Origin of the sequence: Chryseobacterium vrystaatense (assembly GCF_000737765.1) — a bacterium.
In the GTDB taxonomy this organism is placed as follows: Bacteria; Bacteroidota; Bacteroidia; order Flavobacteriales; family Weeksellaceae; genus Chryseobacterium; species Chryseobacterium vrystaatense.
The window spans coordinates 114359-134620 of sequence record NZ_JPRI01000004.1; the positions used below are offsets into that span (position 1 = coordinate 114359).

A 20262-nucleotide genomic window follows, 5' to 3' on the forward strand; every position below is an offset into this window, starting at 1 on the left:
GTTTTTCATTGCCTCGGATTTTTGCTTTGCAAAAATCCAGCTGGGAATTTGGGTCATAAAATAAGTAATCAGCACAAAAATTTGACACCACATCACGAACATGAGCCCATAATCTACGAGCAGATAAAGCAATTTATCGCGGTTAAATTTATAATTCTAAAACTCTAAAATCCTTTCTTCCTTGCCTGTTCCACCATCCGTTTGATTCTTGTATCCAAACTTTCACTGGAAAGGGTCTGTCTCAGGCTGTCTACTTTGATAGGGAAACTTAATGGGGTAAAGGTATTGGAGTATTTTAAAATAATTTTTGATTTTTCAATTCTCTTAAAAGCTTCCACCAGCCGCTGTTCCTGAAGCTGCATATTGAAAACTTCAGTATAGGCCTGTCTGACAAGGAAATGATTCGGATCATGATCTTCCAGAACTTTGAAAATCAGTCCGGCTGAGCTCTGTAATGATTTGTTGGACCGCTGTTTTCCCGCATAGTTCTGAATAACCATTCCTGAAATTACGGCAATATCTCTGAATTTTCTTCTTGCCATTTCTGCGGAGTTGATACTGGCTATAACATCGTTCATGAGGTTGTCACGGGACAGAATTTTATGGAGATGATCTTCGTTCAATGGAATTTCTTTATCGCTGAACAGTTCAAAGCCATAGTCATTCATCGCCATTGAAAACGAGATGGGAGCCAGTTTTGAAATGCGGTAAGCGATAAGTGCGGCCATTACCTCGTGTACCAAACGGCCTTCGAATGGGTACATAAAGAGATGATAACCTTCCCGGTTTTTAATGAGTTCTGTAAGAAATTCATCTTCTTTGGGAATGTGGGAATTTTTTTCCTGACTGGTTAATAACGGATGTAGAAATTTCAATTCTTTTTCTGAGGCTTTCGGGTTTAAGGCATGCGATAATTTTTCTCTTAAAAAATGTCCCAAATTAGAGCTTAAAGGCAGTCTCCCTCCCAAATAACTCGGTGCTATTGCCCTTCCTTTTGCCGCGCGTACATAAACCGTCATATCTTTAATCATAGCCACTTCTAACGTCCGCCCGGCCAAAATAAATTTCTCTTCTTTTTTTAATTTTGAAATAAAATATTCTTCTACCATTCCGATATAGCCGCCGGAAATAAATTTTACTTTAAGCATGGCATCACTTACGATAACGCCCATATTCATACGGTGGAGCATAGCGATCTTCCGCGAGGTCACTTTATAAAGACCATCTTCCATGATAACAATCTTATGAAATTCTTCATAACTTTTTAAAACACTTCCGCCAATGGTCAGAAATTCCAGAATACTTTTCCATTCCTCTGTGGTCATTTCCTGAAAAGCAAAAACTTTTTTAATCCTTTCGTAGGTTTCTTCCGGATAGAATCCATCACCGACTGCCAGAGTCATCAGAAACTGAACCAGTACATCGAAGCATAAAACCTGTGGTTCGCGGGGTTCTATGACTTTCTGTTTTACAGCCTCTTTCAGAGCTGCTACTTCAATCAGTTCCAGAGAATGGGTTGGAACGCAGTAGATTTTAGAGGTTTCAAAAGGGGAGTGTCCACTTCGTCCGGCCCGTTGCAGAAATCTTGCGACTCCTTTTGCCGAACCAATCTGGATTACCGTATCTACGGGCTTAAAGTCGATCCCAAGATCTAAAGATGAGGTGGAGACCACAGCTTTCAGTTTTCCGGCACTTAAATTTTCTTCGATCCAGATTCTGAGATGAGCATCAATGGAGCTGTGGTGGATCGCAATCTGGCCTGCAAAATCGGGATAAGCATCCAGCAGCAACTGATACCACATTTCGCTTTGGCTTCGCGTATTGGTAAATACAATGGTTGATTTTGAACCGAGAATAATGGGTACAATCTTATCCGCTAATTTAGCTCCTAAATGTCCGGCCCAGGGTAGAATGTCAAGTTCATCAGGAATAACCGGTAGAATATCTATTTTTTTATGCTCTTTTGCGGTGATCTTTGTTTTTTTGATGTCATATGGAATGAGAACATCCATGGCTTCATCCAGGTTTCCGATCGTTGCTGTAATTCCCCAGATCTTTATTTTCGGAACATATTTTCTCAGTTGAGAAATTCCGAGTTCTACCATGACACCCCTTTTTGAGCCTAATAATTCATGCCATTCGTCGACAGCAATACATTTCGTATCCTGAAAAAAGCGCATGTGATTTTTCTGGCCCAAAAGCAGGTGGAGACTTTCCGGAGTTACCACAAGGATTTCCGGCATATTTCTGACCTGCTGCTGTTTTACCTTCTGATCAGTATCTCCGTTCCTGACCCCCACCGTCCAGTCGAGCCCGATTTCATTCATGGCTTCCTGCATCGCCTTGGCAATATCCTTAGATAAAGAACGAAGGGGAGTGATCCAGATCATCTTCAGTCCCTTTTTGTAGTGTTGGGGATGATTCATAAAATCTGAAACGAGAGCCAGAAAAACAGAAAATGTCTTTCCGAATCCTGTAGGTGCAATCACCATTCCGCTGTATCCGCTTCCAAATTTCTGCCATGTATCGGTCTGAAATTTGAAAGGAGCAATGCCTTTATCCGCCATCCATTGCTGTATGACTTTGAACCCGTCGCTATTTTCAAATGTTTTCAAATTATTGGATCAGTTTTTTTATTTCTTCAAGCTCATCAATTTCATTCACTGTTTTATCTTTACGCCATCTTACAATTCTTGGGAACCTAAGAGCAACGCCGCTTTTATGCCTGCTGCTGAAACCGATGCCTTCAAAGGCGATTTCAAAGACAAGTTCTGCTTTTACGGTACGGACAGGACCAAATTTTTCGATGGCATTTTTATTGACAAATCTGCTGACTTCCATAATTTCCTTATCGGTCAGTCCTGAATAGGCTTTCGCTATAGTTACCAATGTATCTCCGTTTTTTACGGCAAATGTATAATCCGTGTAATAGGCGCTCCTTCTGCCACTTCCTTTCTGGGCGTAGATTAAAACGGCGTCAATGGTGAGCGGACTTACTTTCCACTTCCACCAATCGCCCTTTTTCCTTCCGGCATGGTAAGCTGAGTTTTTCTGTTTCAGCATGAGCCCTTCACTGTTGATATCCCTTGATCCTTCTCTGATGCTGTTCAAATCTTGCCATTCTTCAAAGCTGATGACTTGTGAAAGTTTGATGTTTTGCGGGGCTTCATTTAAAAGTAATTCTTCAAGCATCGCCCTTCTTGCAGCCATAGATTTTTCGCGCAGATCGTTTCCTTCAAGTTCCAGCAGATCATAAACAAAGACTTCAATCGGAATGTCGGTCAACATTTTTTTAGTTAAAGTTTTTCTGTTTAATCGCTTCTGTAATTCGTTAAAATTTAAAACGTTAGAATCCTTTACCGCAAGTATTTCTCCATCTAAAACAAAATTGCCCTTCATAGCCAAAACAGTTTCCTTAATTTCCGGAAACTGATCTGTTACCAGTTCTTCACCTCTCGACCAGATAAATACTTCATCATTCCTTCTGATGATCTGACCACGGATTCCATCCCATTTGTATTCGATCTGCCAGTCTTCCGGATTTCCAAGTTCTTGCAGTTCTTTTTCCAATGGGTAAGCCAGGCAGAAAGGATAGGGTTTTGAATTATCCGGATTGATATTTTCAGCTGAAATAAGCTCCTGAAATGAAACCTCACCCGGTACCCATTTTCCCATCAGGCTGTGCATCAAAGTACTGGATTCCTGGGAAGAGAATTTGGTAAGGGCATTGATCAGTGTTTTATCTGAAACTCCGATTCTGAAACTTCCGCCCAGTAATTTATTAAAGATCAGACGTTCTGTATAATCGAGTCCATTCCATGATTTCAGGACAAATTCTTTTTTTTCGGTCTCCGACTGATCTTTTAAACTAACGATATCGAGCATCCATTGAGAAAGTGTACGGTCAATCTTTTCCGAGGGAGGAGGTAGGATAAGAGAGATCGTTTCTCCAAGGTCTCCCACAGAAGAATAGCTTTCCTGAAAAAGCCAAAATGGCAGTTTTGTGATTTCCAGTGCCCATTCTTTCATATAATTGGTGTTCACATTCCTTTTGGGTCTTTTGCCGGTAAAGAGCGCGATGAACCATACTTTATCTTCATCAGGAGCGCGTTCCAGATAGTCAATAATAGCATCTATTTTAGCATTGGTTTTATTGGTTGTTTCCAAGGCATTGATCAAATCTGCGAAATGTTTCATGGCTCAGGATTTTCAATGATTTCTTTTTCGGATTCTTCTTCGTCCTCTCCAAACTGAGTTTGCACGACATCAGCTTTGATTCCGATTTCATTTAAATATTTGGAGAAAATTTCGGTCTGTCCGTGGGTGACGTGTACAATTTCTGCTTCTGTAGCTTTCACGGCTTGCAAAAGTCCTTTCCAGTCCGCGTGATCGCTCATGGCAAATCCTGCATCAGCACTGCGCCACCTTCGGGCACCACGTACCTGCATCCATCCTGAACAGATCGCCGTTGCTGCATCCGGTATTTTTCTGATGATATTGCTGTCCAGTAAAGCTGGTGGAACAATCACAATTTCATGTTGTACCTCTTTGGGATTCTCTTTGAAATCAGCAGTTTTGTAGTCCGGAAGGTTAATACCTGCAGATTCAAAGGCTTCATTCAGTTTTCCGATGGAATTGTGTACATATATTTTTCCCAGACCTTCTACAGCTTTCATGATACGCTGTGCTTTTCCCAGCGAATATCCTATAAAGACAGATGTTTTCGAATTTTCCTTATTCTTAAGCACCCAGCTCTGCAGTTTCTGATTAAGTTCCGGAACTTCCAGCCAGTTGTAAATAGGCAATCCGAAAGTACTCTCCGTTACAAACTCATTACATTGAACCAGTTCAAAAGGTGTGCTGAGCCCGTCTTCCTGTACTTTATAGTCTCCGGAAATAACGGTGACATATCCTTTGTATTCCAATCTAATCTGCGCTGAACCAATAATATGTCCGGCCGGATGCAGTGAAATTTTTACCCCATTGAGGGTAATGGTTTCGCCATATTCCACACTCTGACATTCGATGTCCGGTCCGATTCTCTGATAAAGTATGGGTTTGGTATAGTGATGACAAAGGTATTTTTTCATTCCCCAGCGGGCATGGTCAGCATGTCCGTGTGTGATGACAGCTAAATCAACGGGTCTCCAGGGATCGATATAAAATTGACCCTGTGGACAGTAAATCCCCTTTTTTGTGAATGTTATTAATTTCAATGGTGTGATTGGTTTATATTTTACATTCAAAAATCCCACCAAATTGGGACGGTCTGTCAATTTTATCATAAAGTATGGTATCTAATAAATCTGTATCAGAATACAGCATACCGCCGTGAACTTCTCACCAATAAAACATTGAACCTCTCACCAATAGGTCTGCTTTTGAAATCCTTGAAATTTGTATCTGTAACAATAAGAAACAAAATGAGTAAAACTATTTTAATTACAGGTGCAGCAAGCGGTTTCGGAAAAATAGCCGCATTTGATCTGGCCAGAAAAGGGCATAAAGTGATTGCAACAACACAGGTGTATCCACAGATGAGTGATTTAATTCGTGAAGCGAAAGAACAGGGAGTAGAACTGACGGTGGATAAACTGGATGTAACTAATTCCAGAGATATCGCTTATATTCATCAAAAGTATGATATTGATATCCTGATCAGCAATGCCGGTATCATGGAAGGCGGACCGATAGCAGAGCAGCCATTAGAGTTCATCCGTTCCATGTTTGATGTTAATGTTTTTGGTGGGTTAGAGCTTGCTCAGGGATTTGTTAAGAAATTCATTGAGCAAAAAAAGCCGGGGAAAATTGTATTTACGACTTCAATGGGCGGTTTATGGACGGTACCCTATGTGGCTGCATATTGTGCTTCAAAGCATGCCATGGAATCTATTGCAGAAGGTTTAAAAACAGAACTTGCTCCATTCAATATCAAGATTGCGACCTGCAATCCGGGAGTTTTTGGAACAGGATTCAATGACAGAGGAGTAGATTCGATCTTCCGGTGGTATGATCCTAAAACAAATTTCACTCCGGAATCTGCTTTTGATGGTGTGGCCGATTCCCTTGCTCATCAGTTGGATCCTCAGTCTATGGCGGACGTGATCGTTGATGTGGCACTGGATGATCATTCCAATTTCAGGAATGTACATCCTAAAGAAACCGAAGATTTTGTGAAACAGATTCAGGCAGATGCATGGACCGCAAAAAGCTAAACAATGAGTATAACCTATAAACAGGCTTCAAAAGCACTTCAGGCAGCGGTAGAAAAAGCTGAATCCATCAACATCCCCGTAAGCATTGCTGTAGTGGACATGGGTGGACATCTGATGGCATTAGCAAGACTTGACAGCGTGTATGGTGTTATTGACTTTGCTGTTAAAAAAGCCAGAACTGCGGTGATGTTCGGTATCGACAGTGATATCATGGGAACCATCATTGCAGGAGCGGATATTCATGGATATGGAATGCTGAATTCCAATGAAGGGCTTCTGACGATTGCAGGTGGAGTAGTGATTAAAGATACTGAAGGGAAAATCATCGGTGCGGTAGCGTCTTCCGGAGGGACTCCCGAACAGGACAAAGCAATTGCAGGAGCAGGTGCTGCTGTTATGGGTTAAATTTCAGATATTTGTATCATGGAGCGTACTTCTCAGATCATATTCGATAAACTGGTGTATTCATGTGCCTTTGAAACATACAGAGGCGATGAAGAATTTATTCCGGATTATTTTCTGGGCTTTCAGCTGTCCGGTGAAACCCATGCTTTTCACGATAAAGGAAAAACTGTTATTAAAGAAAATACAGTGATTCTGGTTAGAAAAAATCAACTGATACGAACGGTTAAGCATCCTTCAAAAGACAACAAATATCAGTTTATATCCATCACTCTTGATCAGGAAACGCTTAGGCAGTATTCTGCAGAGAATAAAATTACTGCAGATGAAAAATTTGCTGATACTGAACAAAAACTCTTCTTTGAATCTGATGAATTTTTCAGCGGCTATTTTGTTTCCCTTCTGCCTTATATCAACAAAACAAAGGCAGCAACTTCAAGGTTGATTGTTTTAAAGATTAAAGAAGCAATTGAGTTGATTCTCCAGAGCAATCCGGATTTTAAAAATCTGCTCTTTGATTTTTCGGAGCCCTACAAAATTGATATCAGGGAATTTATGAATAAGAACTTCATGTTCAATGTACCCGTAGAAACTTTTGCCAGACTTACAGGACGGAGCCTGTCAGGTTTTAAGCGCGATTTCAGCAAAGCTTTTAACAAGACTCCCAAACTGTGGCTGAAAGAAAAAAGATTGGATGAAGCATACTATCTGATTCGTCATAAAAATAAAAAACCGTCAGATATTTATCTTGACCTGGGATTTGAAAATCTTTCCCACTTCTATTATTCGTTCAAACAGAAGTTCGGAATGACAACAGGTGAAATTTAATCATAAAAAAACACATCAATAATAAGAAAGGAGCAGCTGATCGCTGCTCCTTTTGTTTTAAGGGATTAATTTCTCAGCTTTCAGTTTTCCGAAGAGTTCTTTAAAGGAGTCTTCCGTATTCTGATAGGCTGTAAATCCGAGTTTTCTGCTTTTCGACATATCACACATGACTTCGAGAGGTCTTCCAAGATCAAGGTCTGTATGCCATGCAGAGGCCAACCTGTCAAGATTATTTTCTTTTAAGCTGTATTTTTCAGCTATGGCTTTCCAGGTTTCTCCTTCATTACTCAATTTGTTGTCAAGTGGTCTCATGGTTCCGTCAAAATCAACGGCTTCAACTCCGAACCAGTCTGCCAGTCTTTTCCAAAGCCACTTCCATCGGAATACATCTCCATTGGCGATATTGAATGCCTGATTTTTTGCAGATTCCGTAGTAGAAGCCCACACAAGCTGTTTGGCTAAAATTCTGGCATCCGTCACATCTGAAACACCGTTCCATTGTTCTGCTGATCCCGGCCAGATCATTGGCCTTCCGGTTTCTTTGCAGATACTTGCATACACAGCCAGGGTGGTTCCCATATTCATCAGATTGCCCACTGCATAGCCAATTACTGTATGAGGCCTGTGAATACTCCAGGTAAATCCATCTCTTTCCGAAGCTTTATATACTTCATCTTCCTGTGCGTAATAAAAATTGGGGAGAGGAAGTCTCGGATGTTCTTCTCTGACAGGTGTTTCAGGTAGTTTTCCTTCTTTGGCATAAGCTTCAAAAGGCCCTAAATAATGTTTAAGCCCTGTAACCAGAGCAACATGCTTAACCGACTTTTTTAGAGCCAATACATCCAGCAGGTTTCTGACCAAAGCACTGTTGACGCGGATATTGTCTTCTTCCGTATCGTTTCGCATCCAGGTCGTGAAATATACATGAGTGGGAGAGATCCCGTCTAAAACTGTATGTAAACTGGCTGTATCAAGCAGATCTGCCTTTACTGGAAGAAGTTTTGGAATATTATTGTTAGGGGTTCTGGACAGTCCATAGACAGTCCATCCCTGTGAAATGAGTTCTTCAGCCAAATTGCTGCCCGTAATTCCTGTGGCACCTACAACCAGCGCTATATTTTTTCCATTGTCCATATTCGTAAAATTTCTTTTACAAAATTACATCGGTATATAGGCTGGAACACTTGATCTGTGTCATCTGTTTCTGTTGATCCAGATCAAGTGTTAAGAGACCATTTTTTACGTATTCTGCTTACGGTTTCAGGAGCAAGCCCCAGATAAGAGGCAATAAGGTTATGCGGAACTCTCTTGATGATCTCTGGATTTCTCCGGGCAAGCTGCATGTATTTTTCTTCTGCTGTAAAACTGTTGGAAACCATTAATCTGTAATCTTTTGTCACCAGGCTGTTTTGGTATAAAATTCTGAAATATCGGTCCATCACAGGAATTTCAAGCATCATTCTTTCATAATCTTCAAGGCTGATCATCAGAACTTCGGTTTCTTCTACGGCATCGATGTTCAGAACCGCTTTTTCCTGATGAATAAAACTGTTGAAATCAGATATCCACCATCCTTCGAATGCAAACATATTGATCCTTTCGCTTCCTTTTTCATCCAGAGCATAGGATTTTAGCAACCCTTTACTTACGAAGGAGAGACATTTGCAGATCTCACCTTCCTGCAGCAGGTACTGCTTTTTGCGCAGTTTTTTCGGAGTGAAAAATGACTGTATCTTTTTTTTATGCTCTTCAGGAAGATCAACTTTGTTTTGAATATGGGAAATAAGGATGTCAAACATCAGGAAAATATTTATTCAAAAATACTACTTTCAAAACATTATCCCATTTCATAGATCAAAATCATAGAAATTAATTCCGGCTTCTTCATTTTTAACTTTCACGACCCTGGTATGCAGCGGATAGAAAATAAATTCTCCCGCACCACGGATTGTAGCATCAAGCAGATGTCCTGCTAAAGCGGTATAATCCTCTCTTCCTAAAGTGATATGAAGATGAAGCGCACGTTTACCTTCAATCTCGGAAACATTTCCCGAAATATGAGTGACTTCCATCTGTTCTTTAAAGGTCTTATCGACATACTTTTTATCTGAAGGTTTGAAAAAGCGCAGGGTAGCTTCATCTACCGCTCCAATACCGGTGACTTCTCCGGCTGTTATATTCTGACTATTAATAAAATCAGTCAAAGCATCAACAATACTGGATCGGTCTCTCACACTGACCATATAGATATGGTTCACTTTTCTCGCGGACCAGTTATTTCCTTTGAAATTTTGGATTTCCATAGCATTTACCTTTAAATATTGTTGTTAAAATGATACCCTTATTTTCCGTTTACTTTTTAAGATAATTGATAATACCGATCACATCATCTTTCCCAAAACCTGCATCATGTGCAGACTGATAAGTTTCACCTAAGACTTTTGACAATGGGAAATCGGCACCTGCATTTTTAGCCAGCATAATATCTTTCAGCATGAGATCCAATGCAAAAGCGGGGTCATAGGTATTATTTATCAGCATAGGAGTTTTTACTTTTGTAGCACCGCTTCCGCTGGCACTTTCATTGATGATTTCAAGCATCGCACTGCGCTCAATTCCCAATTGATCTGCAAACAGAACCGTTTCTGCGAGTCCCTGATAGATTGCAGAAAGAAAATAGTTGATGGACAGTTTTCCTGCAATTCCTTTTCCATTTTCCCCCAAATGTTTGACCGCTTTTCCCAGTTTGTTAAGATAGGGCATGGCTCTTTGCAGATCTTTTTCTTCTCCACCGGCCATAATGATCAGTGTTCCTTCTGCCGCCGGTACCGTACTTCCTGCAACCGGAGCATCAATGAAAGAGGCTTCTTTTATCCTGACTGCCCCGGAAAGCTCACTACTGGCTTGCGGAGAAATAGTACTCATATCTATAAAGAGTTTTCCACTGATATCAGATTTTAGAATCTCCTCGTAAACAGCTTTTGCTGCTTGATCATCCGTAAGCATGGTGAATATGATACTGCTGTTCTGTACAAGATCCCTAACCTGAGTGTAAACCGTCGATTTTGCTTTAAAATCTTCAGCCTTTTCTGTAGATCTGTTATAGACTGAAAGAGCGAATCCTGCTTTTTCAAGGTTTTTAGCCATTGGATGTCCCATATTTCCCAATCCGATAAATCCTATTTTTTCTGTCCCCATTTTTTATTTTTCAATTAAATTTATTAATGGCTTTGAGTATCGTAAAGCCCGAAGAATCTAAGTCTCCCTTCTATCCTGTAAAAATAAGATAGTTATAGGTAAACCTCTTCTGTCTGCATCAAAAAACCGACCAAAGACCACCTTCGCAGTTAAAGGTTTCATTATCATTTGGGAAAGTTTTTTTGCAATCTTTTTTTCTGATAAGCTTTTAAAACCGGGAAAACTTACGGAAATTTGCACCAAATAAAATCAATGAAGATCATAGATATCGAAAACTGGAACCGTAAAGAACATTTTGAATTTTTCTCAAAAATGGCAAGTCCGTATTTTGGGTTTACCACCGAGGTGGACTGTACCAGCGCTTATGCTTATGCAAAGGATAACGGACATTCTTTTTTTGCAACATATCTTCATCGGTCAATGGTTGCTGTGAATGCTGTAGATGAACTGAAACTTAGAATTGTAGATGATCAGGTGGTTTTATATGAAGCGATTCACGCAGGCACTACAATCGGCAGGGCAGACGGCACTTTCGGATTTGCATTTATTCCTTTTTCCAAAGATTTTAATGTTTTTAATAAAGTGATGCAGGAAGAGATCGAAGATGTACAGCGGACATCGGGGATCAGGATGAATAACGGTGAACTTGGAAAAGATCTCATCAGGCATTCAACAATTCCATGGAATTCTTTCAGTGCATTGCTGCATCCTACCAGTTTTAATAATTCGGAATCTGTTCCTAAAATTACCTTCGGAAAGTTTAATGTACGTGACAGCAAAAAGTATCTTCCGGTTTCTGTGGAAGCCCATCATGGATTGGCAGACGGAATTCACATTGCAAAATATCTGGAAGAGTTTCAGAAGCAGCTTAACGGCGGGGAATAGCGTTGTTTCGGGATGCGAGATGTGGTTTTTTAAAGTTGCAGAGTTCAAAGGTATAAATTACCAGTAATGGATTGATAGATGAGTTTCCGGATGCTGTCGTACAGAGCTTCGATCTCCCATCTTCTAACTTCTTCTTTTACGGAAAACCGTAAGGGATTTTTTTTAATTCTCAATATTTTTGAATGGATAATATGGCTATATTAGAACGCTGATTTTATCATTGGCACAAACTAATCAACCAATACAACTCAATTTAATTAAGATGACTAATTTTGAAAATCCGGACTTACAGATTGTTACTTCCACTATAACTATGGATGAAACGATGCAGAATAAGCATGATGACGACTCTATCATCGATATTTCCGGAAGGTCAGACATTCCGATCAGTTTCGGAACAGATCTTTCAGACAAAGAACCTGTTCAGGAAAATATTCCGCAGCCGCAGTATGACCCTGAAAGCTGGAAAATAGGAAAAAAGTACCTTAGAAAGCTTAGCCTGAATGACGACCAGACTGCTGTTCTCAACAGGCTGTGGTTTGCAGACAATGTTTTCAACGAAATTGAATACTGCAGGATACAGATCCTTAAGCAGTTTTTAAGGGCTGTAGAATTTCTTCAGACGCAATGCATTCCGGTTAATAAATCTTATTCCACCGTTATTGAGGAACTGTCTGAGATTATTGTCTGTCTGCAGTATAATTACAGAAAAGAAAGTCTGAATTACCGCTACACCTATGATGCTGTACAAACTGAAATTTTCAATCATATTTTGAAATTATGCGAAAATAATGTCAGGGAAGTTTATGGCATTAAAAGAAAAATAAATACAGATTTCAATTACACGCACCCGGATATTCAGCATCAGTACAGCAGAAAAATAGTATCAAAACTTGAAATTTTCCTGACAGAAAATCAGCATCAGATCCTAGATGCCGACTACAGAACCAATATTATTCTGAATGAAAACAATACCGGACGCTGGAAAACAAAATTTGATACCATCAAAGAGGATTACTCGAATCCCTTAGCATTTGAAAGAGAAATTTTCCGGCTGGCAGAGGTTAACACTAAAAATCCTTCACAGGATACTATATTTTTTGAGGCTTCAAAATTTGCAGCCAAACACGATAAAATTTGTGCTTTAAAGCTTTACCTGCATTATTTTGAAAAGGATATGAACACGTCAAAACTGGACAGGAAACAGCTGACGAAAAATATTCAGAAAAGTCTGTTCACTACAACGGAACAGCTTACTGATTTCGAACAGATCCTGAATGAATTCGTAGCCACCAGAAATCTTGATGCAGCCATAGAAAAAGCTGTGCGATTGTATCTTCCGAAAAGAAAAAAAATCATCATCGACAGAAATGCAGTGGAAGATGTGCAGCGACAGCATTCCGGAACGGTAGCGCTGCTGGAAGAATACCTCAGAGAGGATGGTGAAGAGGGAGATTCTTCTGCAAACGCAGTGATACCTTCTAATAACGAGGAAGAACTGACGATCAATATCATCCAACAAACTCCAGAGATTCATATACAGAAATATCTTCCGGAACTGAATTTATCAGAGATTCAGCAGGAAATTCTGGACTTATTTGAAAAGCAGAGCTTTAATATTGCTCAAGAGGAAATGGCGGTGTATCTGCAGGCAAAAAATCTGTTTTTGGGCTCTACTATTGATTCGATCAATGATGTCTGTTTCGAAACTTTAGACGATGTTCTTATTGAAGAAGAGGACGAATATTTTACGATTAATACTGATTATTATAAAAAACTTTTAAACAATGATTGACAATATTAAACCCAAAGAAGCAACTTCTATCATCAATTCGCTGGTAAGCGGTGTGGTACCGAAAATAGGAGTGCAGCATATCACTGTAGGAAGATCAGAAGAGATTAATGCTTTTATCACTGCCTTAGAGGATGTGAAAAACGGTCACAGCATGGCCAAGTTCTGGATCGGTGATTTTGGAAGTGGGAAATCTTTTATGCTTCACTTACTGAATACCGTTGCTTTGAAACAGAAATTTGTCGTTTCCAATGCAGATTTTACACCGGATAACAGGCTGTATTCCAATGATGGGAAAAGTGTGATCTTATATTCAGCGATCATGGACAATATTGCGATCCAGACCAAACCTGAAGGAGGCGCATTGCAGACATTACTGGAAAAATGGATCGAGCAGGTGATTACAAAAACAGCAGAAGACAATCATATTTCACTTACTGATATCAGAAATGATCAATACCTTGCACTGATTCAGAATTCTATTATGAAAACAGTGAACGACATTACAGAAGTAGGTGGTTTTGATTTTGGTTCTGTGATTGTAAAATACTATGAAGGGTACATCAAAGGAGATGAAATGCTCCGCAGAAATGCATTGAAGTGGCTGAAGGGAGAATATAAAACCAAGACAGAGGCAAGACAGGATCTTGGGGTAAGAGAAGTCATCAACGATTCCAATTTTTACGATATGCTTAAGAATTTCTGTAAATTCTTTGTGAGTATGGGATACAGCGGATTTATGATCAATCTTGATGAAGCGATTAATCTTTATAAAATATCTACATCAGCTGCCCGTGAAAAGAATTATGAAAAGATTCTATCTATTTACAACGATTGTTTTCAGGGTAAAATTTCGAATCTGTTCATCAATTTTGCAGGAACAAAGGAGTTTCTGGAAAACGAAAGAAGAGGACTGTTCAGTTATCAGGCTTTAAAGTCAAGGCTGGAAACGAATAAGTTCGAAACCCTTGAAATCAGGGATTTTGCACAGCCTGTGATTAAATTAACACCACTGGATCATAACGAAATCTTTGTTTTGCTGAAAAAACTGAAGCTTATTTTTGATTTTAATTATAAAACAGAACTCAATATCAGCGATGATGAAATTTTTGGTTTTATGGAAGAAATGTTCAATAAGCCGGGAGCTTCAGAATTTCTGACACCAAGAGAGGTGATCAGGGATTTCCTCAATATTCTGAATATCATCCGTCAGAATCCTGGTGTGGATAAAAAACAGCTTTTCGGGGAAATTGAGATTTCCGACGAAAGACCGAATGATATTGTTCTATTAGACAGTATTGAAGAAATATGACGGCTTTCAATCTGCTTTCCGAACCGATCAGAAAATACATCCGTGATCAAAAATGGGAAAGCCTGAGACCTATCCAGGAAGCAGCAATTCAACGGATCATTGCTACTGATAACAACTATGTTTTAATATCAAGAACAGCTTCGGGTAAAACTGAGGCTGCTTTTCTGCCCATCCTTTCAAAAGTAAATTTTAAGGAGCAGGGCGTAAAAGTTCTGTATATTTCTCCGCTGATCGCATTAATCAATGATCAGTTTACGCGGGTGGAGAAGCTTTGTGCATATTTGGATGTTCCGGTCACCAAATGGCACGGAGAAGCTTCCAAAGGAGCCAAAGACCGATTGATTAAAGCTCCTGAAGGGATTGTGCTGATCACTCCGGAATCACTGGAAGCGATGTTCGTCAATAAACCGTACAATATCCATCATCTGTTCTCAACACTGGACTATGTGGTAATTGATGAAATTCATTCGTTTCTGGGTTCAGACAGAGGTATCCATCTTCAGTCTCTGCTGCAGCGGCTTCAGAAAGTCAATAAGAATACATTCAGTACTGTGGCACTTTCGGCAACGGTGAGTGATGAACATAAATACGCAGAACTAAAAGATTTTCTGGGAGATCCCGCCAAAACCAAAGTAATCAGGGATATAGATCCCAAGCCTATTACAGCTGTTTTTAAATATTTTGAAGGATCAGTAGAAGAACTTCCGTTAGATCTTCTAAAGGATCTTTATATCAGAACACGCGACCGTAAAATACTTGTCTTTCCCAACGCAAGGGGTAGGGTAGAAGAAGTTGCTGTAAAACTTAAGAAACTTTCGGAAAAAGTAGGCGGACATACCAATTATTTTTCCCATCATTCTTCTGTGGATAAGGAAGTTCGTGAATATGTAGAGTTTTTTGCGAAAAAAAGTACCCATGAAAATTTCTGCATATCCTGTACATCGACCTTGGAATTGGGGATTGATATCGGAAATGTAGATGAAGTTGCGCAAATAGATGCTACCCACAGTATCGCTTCGCTGATTCAGAGGGTTGGAAGAAGCGGGCGGAGAGAAGGAAAGTCCAGCAGTCTGTTTTTATATGCTACCAATCAATGGAGTCTTCTGCAGTCGGCGGCATGCTGGCTGCTTTTTAAAGAACATTATATTGAGCCGGTTTCCATCAACAGTAAACCTTACGACGTCCTCGTTCACCAGCTTCTTTCAATAGTAAAAGGATCATCAGGAATCACCCTCAGCAAACTTTCAGAAGAGATCAGTGGGAACGCAGCCTTTAAAAATATTACCGTTGAAGAAACCATTGAGATCATCGCTCATCTTACAGCAATAGATTTTTTGGAAAAGCTTGGGCAAGAATATATTATTGGGATTGAAGGCGAAAAAGTGGTCAACACAAAAGATTTTTATACGCTTTTCCATACCCCGGTATTTTTCAGGGTTTCAAGCCAGGGAGTAAAAATAGGAGAACTTCCGCTATCCCCTCAGATAAGAACGGATGAGAATATTTATCTATCAGCCAGGATCTGGAAAATTACAGATATTGATTATGAATCCAAAAAAATAGAAGTAATGGCAGCCAAAGACGGAAATAAACCCCGTTTTTTCGGAGATGCTGCAGATATAGCTCCTAAGATTCGTGAGACAATGCTGGAAATCCTTATGTCTGTTGAACAATATGATTTTCTGGATGAAGCCGGGCAGGAAGCCGTCAGACAGATGCGAAAGAAGTTCTCTGTTTACGATCTTAAATCTCATCAAACGGACAGACCTCTGTTTTCAGGCAATGATAAGCTCACCTTTTACTCATTTACTGGATCAAGAGTGAACAGGACCTTAAGCTTTATTCTAAAGAGAATGGGCATTAAGAACGAATTATTCGAAAACGAAAGTGAGTTTGAACTTGAGTTTTCACAGAAATCAGACTTCATGTCCGTGTTCAAAGATGTGAATTTAAATAACGTGAATTTTGATCATGCCTTAGCTGAATTGATAGAGACCTCTCCTGAGGTTTTGAGTTTTTCCAAATGGGGAATTTACCTCCCTGTATCTTTTCAGGCTCAGCTGCTGAGACACCGCTATTTTGATTTTGAAGGCTGCAATGTATTTCTCCAGAATCTAAACTTTGTAGAAAATCAGTAAAAAAAGAATTTAATAAAAAGAGAAGGGAGTTCCTGAAGTCCTCTGGAATGTGAACTAGACCCTAACGGGAGCTCTCATTTTGCTTTCAAATTCTAATACATAATCTTCCTTTTCTCTATTTTTAAAATCTTATCTTTTTCCATCGTTTTGATCGCTCTTATAACGGTTTCTACACGAAGCCCTGTGAGTGAAGCCAATTGCTGCCTTGTCAGAGGAATTTGAAAAGAATAGGGGCTTTTATCTTCACTGTAGCTTTTAAAATAATCCATCAGCTGTTTCAGTTTCAGCATCGGATTCTGAAACGAGAGATTATAGAGCATGATGTATTTGTAGTACATTCGTTCTGCCATGCATTGATAGACATTTAATGATACTTCCTGATTTTCCTTGATGAGGTTCAGAAAGTTCGATTTTGGGAGTCTGAAAATATGACAGTCTTCTATAGCAACCGCATTCATCGGATAGGGACGGTCTACAAACAGCAGGGATTCTGCAAAGCTGTGTCCTGCGGAAAATATATTCTGAATAAATTCCTTTCCGTCCTCAGTGTAATTATTGAGTTTCACCTGCCCTTTTTCAATCTGGTGATAGAACAGTGAAAATTCGCCTTCACGGAAAATAATATCTCCTGCTTTATATTCTTTAGCTTTTGCTCCAAATGAAATTAATAAATCTTCAACGATCATAGTTTAATAGGTTCTTAATTAAAATTTTAAACATATGTTTAACCATTGATGTCTTTCATTATGCAATAAACAGGACAGCCCTAAATTTCAATAATGTAAAGAACGGTCAATTTTAATCAGTTTCCTCAAAAGAACATACCATATAGGTACCATAGGCTCTGGAAGTATGAGTTTCAAAATAAGTTCCCGATTGATCATGGATAGGGAATAAAATCCTTAAAAACATTGATTACGATCATAAAAAATAAGATTCGCAATTTTCTACATTTGTTTAAAATAAATAAATGGATCGCTTGATTTCAAAACCTGGTTCAAAATATAACAAATACACTGTTTATGGGCATGGCGTGGTATGTATGTGGTATTTTAATTCTGTAAAATTTTAATCATTTTTTCTTTCTTTGTTTCATTTAAAAATAATTGGAAAAAATGCCTTCAGCCGGAGGATTTTAAGATAACAGGACAAGCTGAATACCTATTGAACTCTGCCATTGAACCAGAGCTATGAAGTTTAAGTATATCAATTACAGCAAAGCCTTACTATAGAACAGTTATTCATATAGCTGGAGAAGAGGAGTTTGTACTGATGCTGCACATATGGAAAAGCATCAGAAATCAGTAGAGATGAGAAAAATATTATGAAAAACGAAAAACCACAATCTAATTTAGAAGATTTGAACCAGAAGATTTTAGTGCAGGACGAGATAATAGCATTAGCTAAAGAAAATTCACCACGACTGCTGAATAAATTCAGATTGGTTTACCCTGATTTTTTTGATAAGATCACAAAGGTGCACTCCAATCTCAAAAATTCTGAACTGATTTTTTGCATTTACCTAAAACTCAACTTTACCACAAAGGAAATTGCAACCTATACTTTCGTAACCCCGAAAGCCATTCAGAACAGAAAAAACAGAATCCGCAAAAAGCTTACTATTCCTTCTGATTTGGATATCTACAAATGGTTTAACGACCTCTAAACTGATATTGATATCAGATTATATTTGGATCACTGCTTTATCCAGATCGTGATAAAGCAGTATTTTCCATTGATCTTCTGCCGCTTTTTTCTGCCATTCCAGTCTTAGTTCCATAGCTTTCCTTCCGTCAAAATCACTTTTATAGGCCAGATGGTATTTCAGGTAAGATTCCTGAGGGAGATCATCGGCTCCGTAAAAAACGGTTTCATTATTTTCTCTGATCCAGAATACCTGCATAAAAGGCGTATGTCCGCCTGCTACCTCAAAAGAAATCTCTTCATTTATTTTTCCCGAGTCTTCATCCATCCACACAATATTGGGGAGGCTGATAAGCTTTTCCAGCGTGTCAAAATCAAAAGAAGGATTTCCTTTGTTTTCCATCGCAAAAGCCAGTTCTCGCTTCTGAATATAAATTTCCGCGTTAGGAAACGTAGGTGCAAAACCATCTTCAGTTGTTTGTATACTTCCGTCAATATGATCTTTATGGAGATGGGAAAGGAGGAGTTTCGTAATCTGCTCAGGCTTGATATTTTCTTTTTCCAACAGCTCAGAAATAACAGTTTTTCCATCCGTATTTTTCCATCCGATACCTGCATCAAGGAGAATGTAATCCTTATCAGTAACAATCAGAAAAGGCTGGACAGACATTTTAATTCCTTTAACCGTATCAAAATTTTCATCTGTTAAAAGCGTAAAATCTTTCGTTCTGCTGGCGGAGAAATTGCCTTCTTTAAGCGGAATAATTTTCATTCTGCAAATTTCCCGATTATTTCTAAAACCTGAAAACCTTTTTTTCAATAGGACCGATCGGAAAAAACGATCAGATTACCAGCTGTTCAGTCCGTTTTCCATCGCCTTAGCGTAATGCTCTTCATCAAAAGAGTAGAGGTCAGGAGCTTTATGGGCACCGCCCCGTCTTTGTTCTTCAAGCTTCCTGAGAATTCCAAGGTTCTTTATTTTCCTGTAAAAATTTCCACGGTTCAGTTCTTTTCCCAGAACAGCTTCATATAATTTCTGAAGCTCCGGAAGTGTGAATTTTTCGGGGAGAAGATTTCGTCCGATAGGCTTTGTAGATATTTTTTGCCTTAGGGTAAAGAGAGCCTTTTGTATAATTTCATGATGATCCATGCCAAATTCAATCTCCGGCAGCTGGCTCAAAAAGACCCATTCACAGGTCTCACTGAATTCATCAGGGATCAGATGGAATCTCGAAGGACTGTATAATGCATAATATCCTACTGTAATAAAGCGCTGTTTCTGGAATAGTGTTTCATCGAAATCCTCAAAATGAAACTCACTTCTGTTTTTCTTTCCAAATACTCCAAATTCTTCAAGATAAACATCCGTTATACCGGATCTTTCTTTAAGTATCCTTTTTACCGCTTCATCCAAATCTTCGTCTTTTCTTACATAACCACCGGGAAGAAGCCATTTTTTTCGGTAGTTGGTTTTAAGAAGAAGCACTTTAAGTTCGTTGTGCTCAAATCCAAAAATAACGGGATCGGCTGAAATATGAGGCAGAAAAACTTCTTTTGCTGCAATTGATTGCTGTAATAGCTGTTGTTTAGGATTCATGGAACAAGTGTGATAAGTGTGTTAGTACAAATGTGCTAAAAAAAAATGAAACTTCACCAAAAATCCTTCCTATAGCCACTTATATTGATTCTGAGTAAAAGAATAAAGAAAAAAAAGATTCTCATGAAATATTAACAGATATTTTTACGTTAGAAATGAACACAAAACAGATGGCTGGCATTCTGCAGGCTGTCATTGAAGAAAAGAATCAGCTCCCACTTACTGTTGATAAATAATTTTAAGATTAAATG

18 protein-coding genes are annotated in these 20262 nt (G+C 39.0%); 8 read left to right on the top strand and 10 right to left on the bottom strand.

Annotated features, from left to right (window positions below):
• Positions 1 to 164: 164 nt before the first annotated feature.
• Genes IW16_RS12505 through IW16_RS12515 form a run of 3 tightly spaced genes read right to left on the bottom strand, consistent with a single transcriptional unit; the run spans position 165 to position 5216 of the window.
• Positions 165 to 2615 (bottom strand): ligase-associated DNA damage response DEXH box helicase, encoded by a 2451-nt coding sequence (locus IW16_RS12505; RefSeq protein WP_034744679.1) that lies wholly within the window; start codon positions 2613 to 2615, stop codon positions 165 to 167.
• A gap of 1 nt (position 2616) precedes the next feature.
• On the bottom strand, positions 2617 to 4197 hold the full coding sequence (locus tag IW16_RS12510) for an ATP-dependent DNA ligase (protein ID WP_034744683.1): 1581 nt from the start codon (positions 4195 to 4197) through the stop codon (positions 2617 to 2619).
• Positions 4194 to 5216: a ligase-associated DNA damage response exonuclease gene (locus IW16_RS12515; protein WP_034745294.1), complete on the bottom strand. Its 1023-nt coding sequence runs from the start codon at positions 5214 to 5216 to the stop codon at positions 4194 to 4196. Before IW16_RS12515 ends, IW16_RS12510 begins: the two co-directional genes overlap by 4 nt.
• 207 nt (positions 5217 to 5423) lie before the next feature.
• Between IW16_RS12515 and IW16_RS12520 the strand changes: the two genes are divergently transcribed.
• The 3 genes from IW16_RS12520 to IW16_RS12530 are packed head-to-tail and all read left to right on the top strand — an operon-like array spanning position 5424 to position 7445.
• Positions 5424 to 6215, top strand: coding sequence for an SDR family oxidoreductase (locus IW16_RS12520; protein WP_034744687.1), 792 nt, complete (start codon positions 5424 to 5426; stop codon positions 6213 to 6215).
• A gap of 3 nt (positions 6216 to 6218) precedes the next feature.
• The gene (locus tag IW16_RS12525) at positions 6219 to 6620 is read left to right on the top strand and encodes a GlcG/HbpS family heme-binding protein (RefSeq protein WP_034744690.1); all 402 of its coding nucleotides are present in this window, start codon (positions 6219 to 6221) and stop codon (positions 6618 to 6620) included.
• Between the two features lie 18 nt (positions 6621 to 6638).
• Entirely contained in the window at positions 6639 to 7445 is an 807-nt protein-coding gene (locus IW16_RS12530) for a helix-turn-helix domain-containing protein (RefSeq protein ID WP_034744693.1), read from the top strand.
• A 57-nt stretch (positions 7446 to 7502) separates the two neighbouring features.
• On the opposite strand, the gene IW16_RS12535 is transcribed toward IW16_RS12530, so the two are convergent.
• The 4 genes from IW16_RS12535 to IW16_RS12550 all read right to left on the bottom strand — a co-directional run bounded on the left by IW16_RS12535 (position 7503) and on the right by IW16_RS12550 (position 10643).
• Positions 7503 to 8579 (bottom strand): SDR family oxidoreductase, encoded by a 1077-nt coding sequence (locus tag IW16_RS12535; protein WP_034744697.1) that lies wholly within the window; start codon positions 8577 to 8579, stop codon positions 7503 to 7505.
• Between the two features lie 83 nt (positions 8580 to 8662).
• Positions 8663 to 9244, bottom strand: coding sequence for a Crp/Fnr family transcriptional regulator (locus IW16_RS12540; protein ID WP_034744700.1), 582 nt, complete (start codon positions 9242 to 9244; stop codon positions 8663 to 8665).
• A gap of 48 nt (positions 9245 to 9292) precedes the next feature.
• Positions 9293 to 9748, bottom strand: coding sequence for a PPC domain-containing DNA-binding protein (locus tag IW16_RS12545; RefSeq protein WP_034744703.1), 456 nt, complete (start codon positions 9746 to 9748; stop codon positions 9293 to 9295).
• Positions 9749 to 9797: 49 nt separating this feature from the next.
• Positions 9798 to 10643 (bottom strand): NAD(P)-dependent oxidoreductase, encoded by an 846-nt coding sequence (locus IW16_RS12550; protein ID WP_034744705.1) that lies wholly within the window; start codon positions 10641 to 10643, stop codon positions 9798 to 9800.
• 252 nt (positions 10644 to 10895) lie between these two features.
• On the opposite strand from IW16_RS12550, the gene IW16_RS12560 reads away from it, so the two are divergent.
• The 4 genes from IW16_RS12560 (at position 10896) to IW16_RS12575 (ending at position 16770) form a co-directional block, all read left to right on the top strand.
• Positions 10896 to 11528, top strand: coding sequence for a chloramphenicol acetyltransferase (locus IW16_RS12560; RefSeq protein ID WP_034744711.1), 633 nt, complete (start codon positions 10896 to 10898; stop codon positions 11526 to 11528).
• Between the two features lie 262 nt (positions 11529 to 11790).
• Positions 11791 to 13323 (top strand): tellurite resistance TerB C-terminal domain-containing protein, encoded by a 1533-nt coding sequence (locus IW16_RS12565; protein WP_051890180.1) that lies wholly within the window; start codon positions 11791 to 11793, stop codon positions 13321 to 13323.
• Complete coding sequence (locus tag IW16_RS12570; RefSeq protein WP_034744713.1) at positions 13316 to 14632, top strand: ATP-binding protein; 1317 nt, start codon at positions 13316 to 13318, stop codon at positions 14630 to 14632. The genes IW16_RS12565 and IW16_RS12570 overlap by 8 nt, the downstream gene beginning before the upstream one ends.
• The gene (locus IW16_RS12575; protein WP_034744716.1) at positions 14629 to 16770 is read left to right on the top strand and encodes a DEAD/DEAH box helicase; all 2142 of its coding nucleotides are present in this window, start codon (positions 14629 to 14631) and stop codon (positions 16768 to 16770) included. The genes IW16_RS12570 and IW16_RS12575 overlap by 4 nt, the downstream gene beginning before the upstream one ends.
• A gap of 92 nt (positions 16771 to 16862) precedes the next feature.
• Here IW16_RS12575 and IW16_RS12580 read toward each other — a convergent pair whose 3' ends face one another.
• Entirely contained in the window at positions 16863 to 17456 is a 594-nt protein-coding gene (locus tag IW16_RS12580) for a Crp/Fnr family transcriptional regulator (protein ID WP_034744719.1), read from the bottom strand.
• A gap of 638 nt (positions 17457 to 18094) precedes the next feature.
• Between IW16_RS12580 and IW16_RS12585 the strand changes: the two genes are divergently transcribed.
• Entirely contained in the window at positions 18095 to 18436 is a 342-nt protein-coding gene (locus IW16_RS12585) for a helix-turn-helix transcriptional regulator (protein ID WP_051890182.1), read from the top strand.
• Positions 18437 to 18454: 18 nt separating this feature from the next.
• Here IW16_RS12585 and IW16_RS12590 read toward each other — a convergent pair whose 3' ends face one another.
• Together IW16_RS12590 and IW16_RS12595 are read right to left on the bottom strand one after the other, a co-directional pair.
• The gene (locus IW16_RS12590) at positions 18455 to 19186 is read right to left on the bottom strand and encodes an MBL fold metallo-hydrolase (protein WP_034744724.1); all 732 of its coding nucleotides are present in this window, start codon (positions 19184 to 19186) and stop codon (positions 18455 to 18457) included.
• A gap of 75 nt (positions 19187 to 19261) precedes the next feature.
• Entirely contained in the window at positions 19262 to 20011 is a 750-nt protein-coding gene (locus IW16_RS12595) for an NUDIX hydrolase (protein WP_034744727.1), read from the bottom strand.
• Between the last annotated feature and the right edge of the window lie 251 nt (positions 20012 to 20262).

Bases quoted from the DNA above. Each gene is read 5' to 3' on its own strand.
- IW16_RS12510 (WP_034744683.1), bottom strand. From the start codon at position 4,197: ATGAAACATTTCGCAGATTTGATCAATGCCTTGGAAACAACCAATAAA.
- IW16_RS12520 (WP_034744687.1), top strand. From the start codon at position 5,424: ATGAGTAAAACTATTTTAATTACAGGTGCAGCAAGCGGTTTCGGAAAA.
- IW16_RS12525 (WP_034744690.1), top strand. From the start codon at position 6,219: ATGAGTATAACCTATAAACAGGCTTCAAAAGCACTTCAGGCAGCGGTA.
- IW16_RS12530 (WP_034744693.1), top strand. From the start codon at position 6,639: ATGGAGCGTACTTCTCAGATCATATTCGATAAACTGGTGTATTCATGT.
- IW16_RS12535 (WP_034744697.1), bottom strand. From the start codon at position 8,579: ATGGACAATGGAAAAAATATAGCGCTGGTTGTAGGTGCCACAGGAATT.
- IW16_RS12540 (WP_034744700.1), bottom strand. From the start codon at position 9,244: ATGTTTGACATCCTTATTTCCCATATTCAAAACAAAGTTGATCTTCCT.
- IW16_RS12545 (WP_034744703.1), bottom strand. From the start codon at position 9,748: ATGGAAATCCAAAATTTCAAAGGAAATAACTGGTCCGCGAGAAAAGTG.
- IW16_RS12550 (WP_034744705.1), bottom strand. From the start codon at position 10,643: ATGGGGACAGAAAAAATAGGATTTATCGGATTGGGAAATATGGGACAT.
- IW16_RS12560 (WP_034744711.1), top strand. From the start codon at position 10,896: ATGAAGATCATAGATATCGAAAACTGGAACCGTAAAGAACATTTTGAA.
- IW16_RS12565 (WP_051890180.1), top strand. From the start codon at position 11,791: ATGACTAATTTTGAAAATCCGGACTTACAGATTGTTACTTCCACTATA.
- IW16_RS12570 (WP_034744713.1), top strand. From the start codon at position 13,316: ATGATTGACAATATTAAACCCAAAGAAGCAACTTCTATCATCAATTCG.
- IW16_RS12575 (WP_034744716.1), top strand. From the start codon at position 14,629: ATGACGGCTTTCAATCTGCTTTCCGAACCGATCAGAAAATACATCCGT.
- IW16_RS12580 (WP_034744719.1), bottom strand. From the start codon at position 17,456: ATGATCGTTGAAGATTTATTAATTTCATTTGGAGCAAAAGCTAAAGAA.
- IW16_RS12585 (WP_051890182.1), top strand. From the start codon at position 18,095: ATGAAAAACGAAAAACCACAATCTAATTTAGAAGATTTGAACCAGAAG.
- IW16_RS12590 (WP_034744724.1), bottom strand. From the start codon at position 19,186: ATGAAAATTATTCCGCTTAAAGAAGGCAATTTCTCCGCCAGCAGAACG.
- IW16_RS12595 (WP_034744727.1), bottom strand. From the start codon at position 20,011: ATGAATCCTAAACAACAGCTATTACAGCAATCAATTGCAGCAAAAGAA.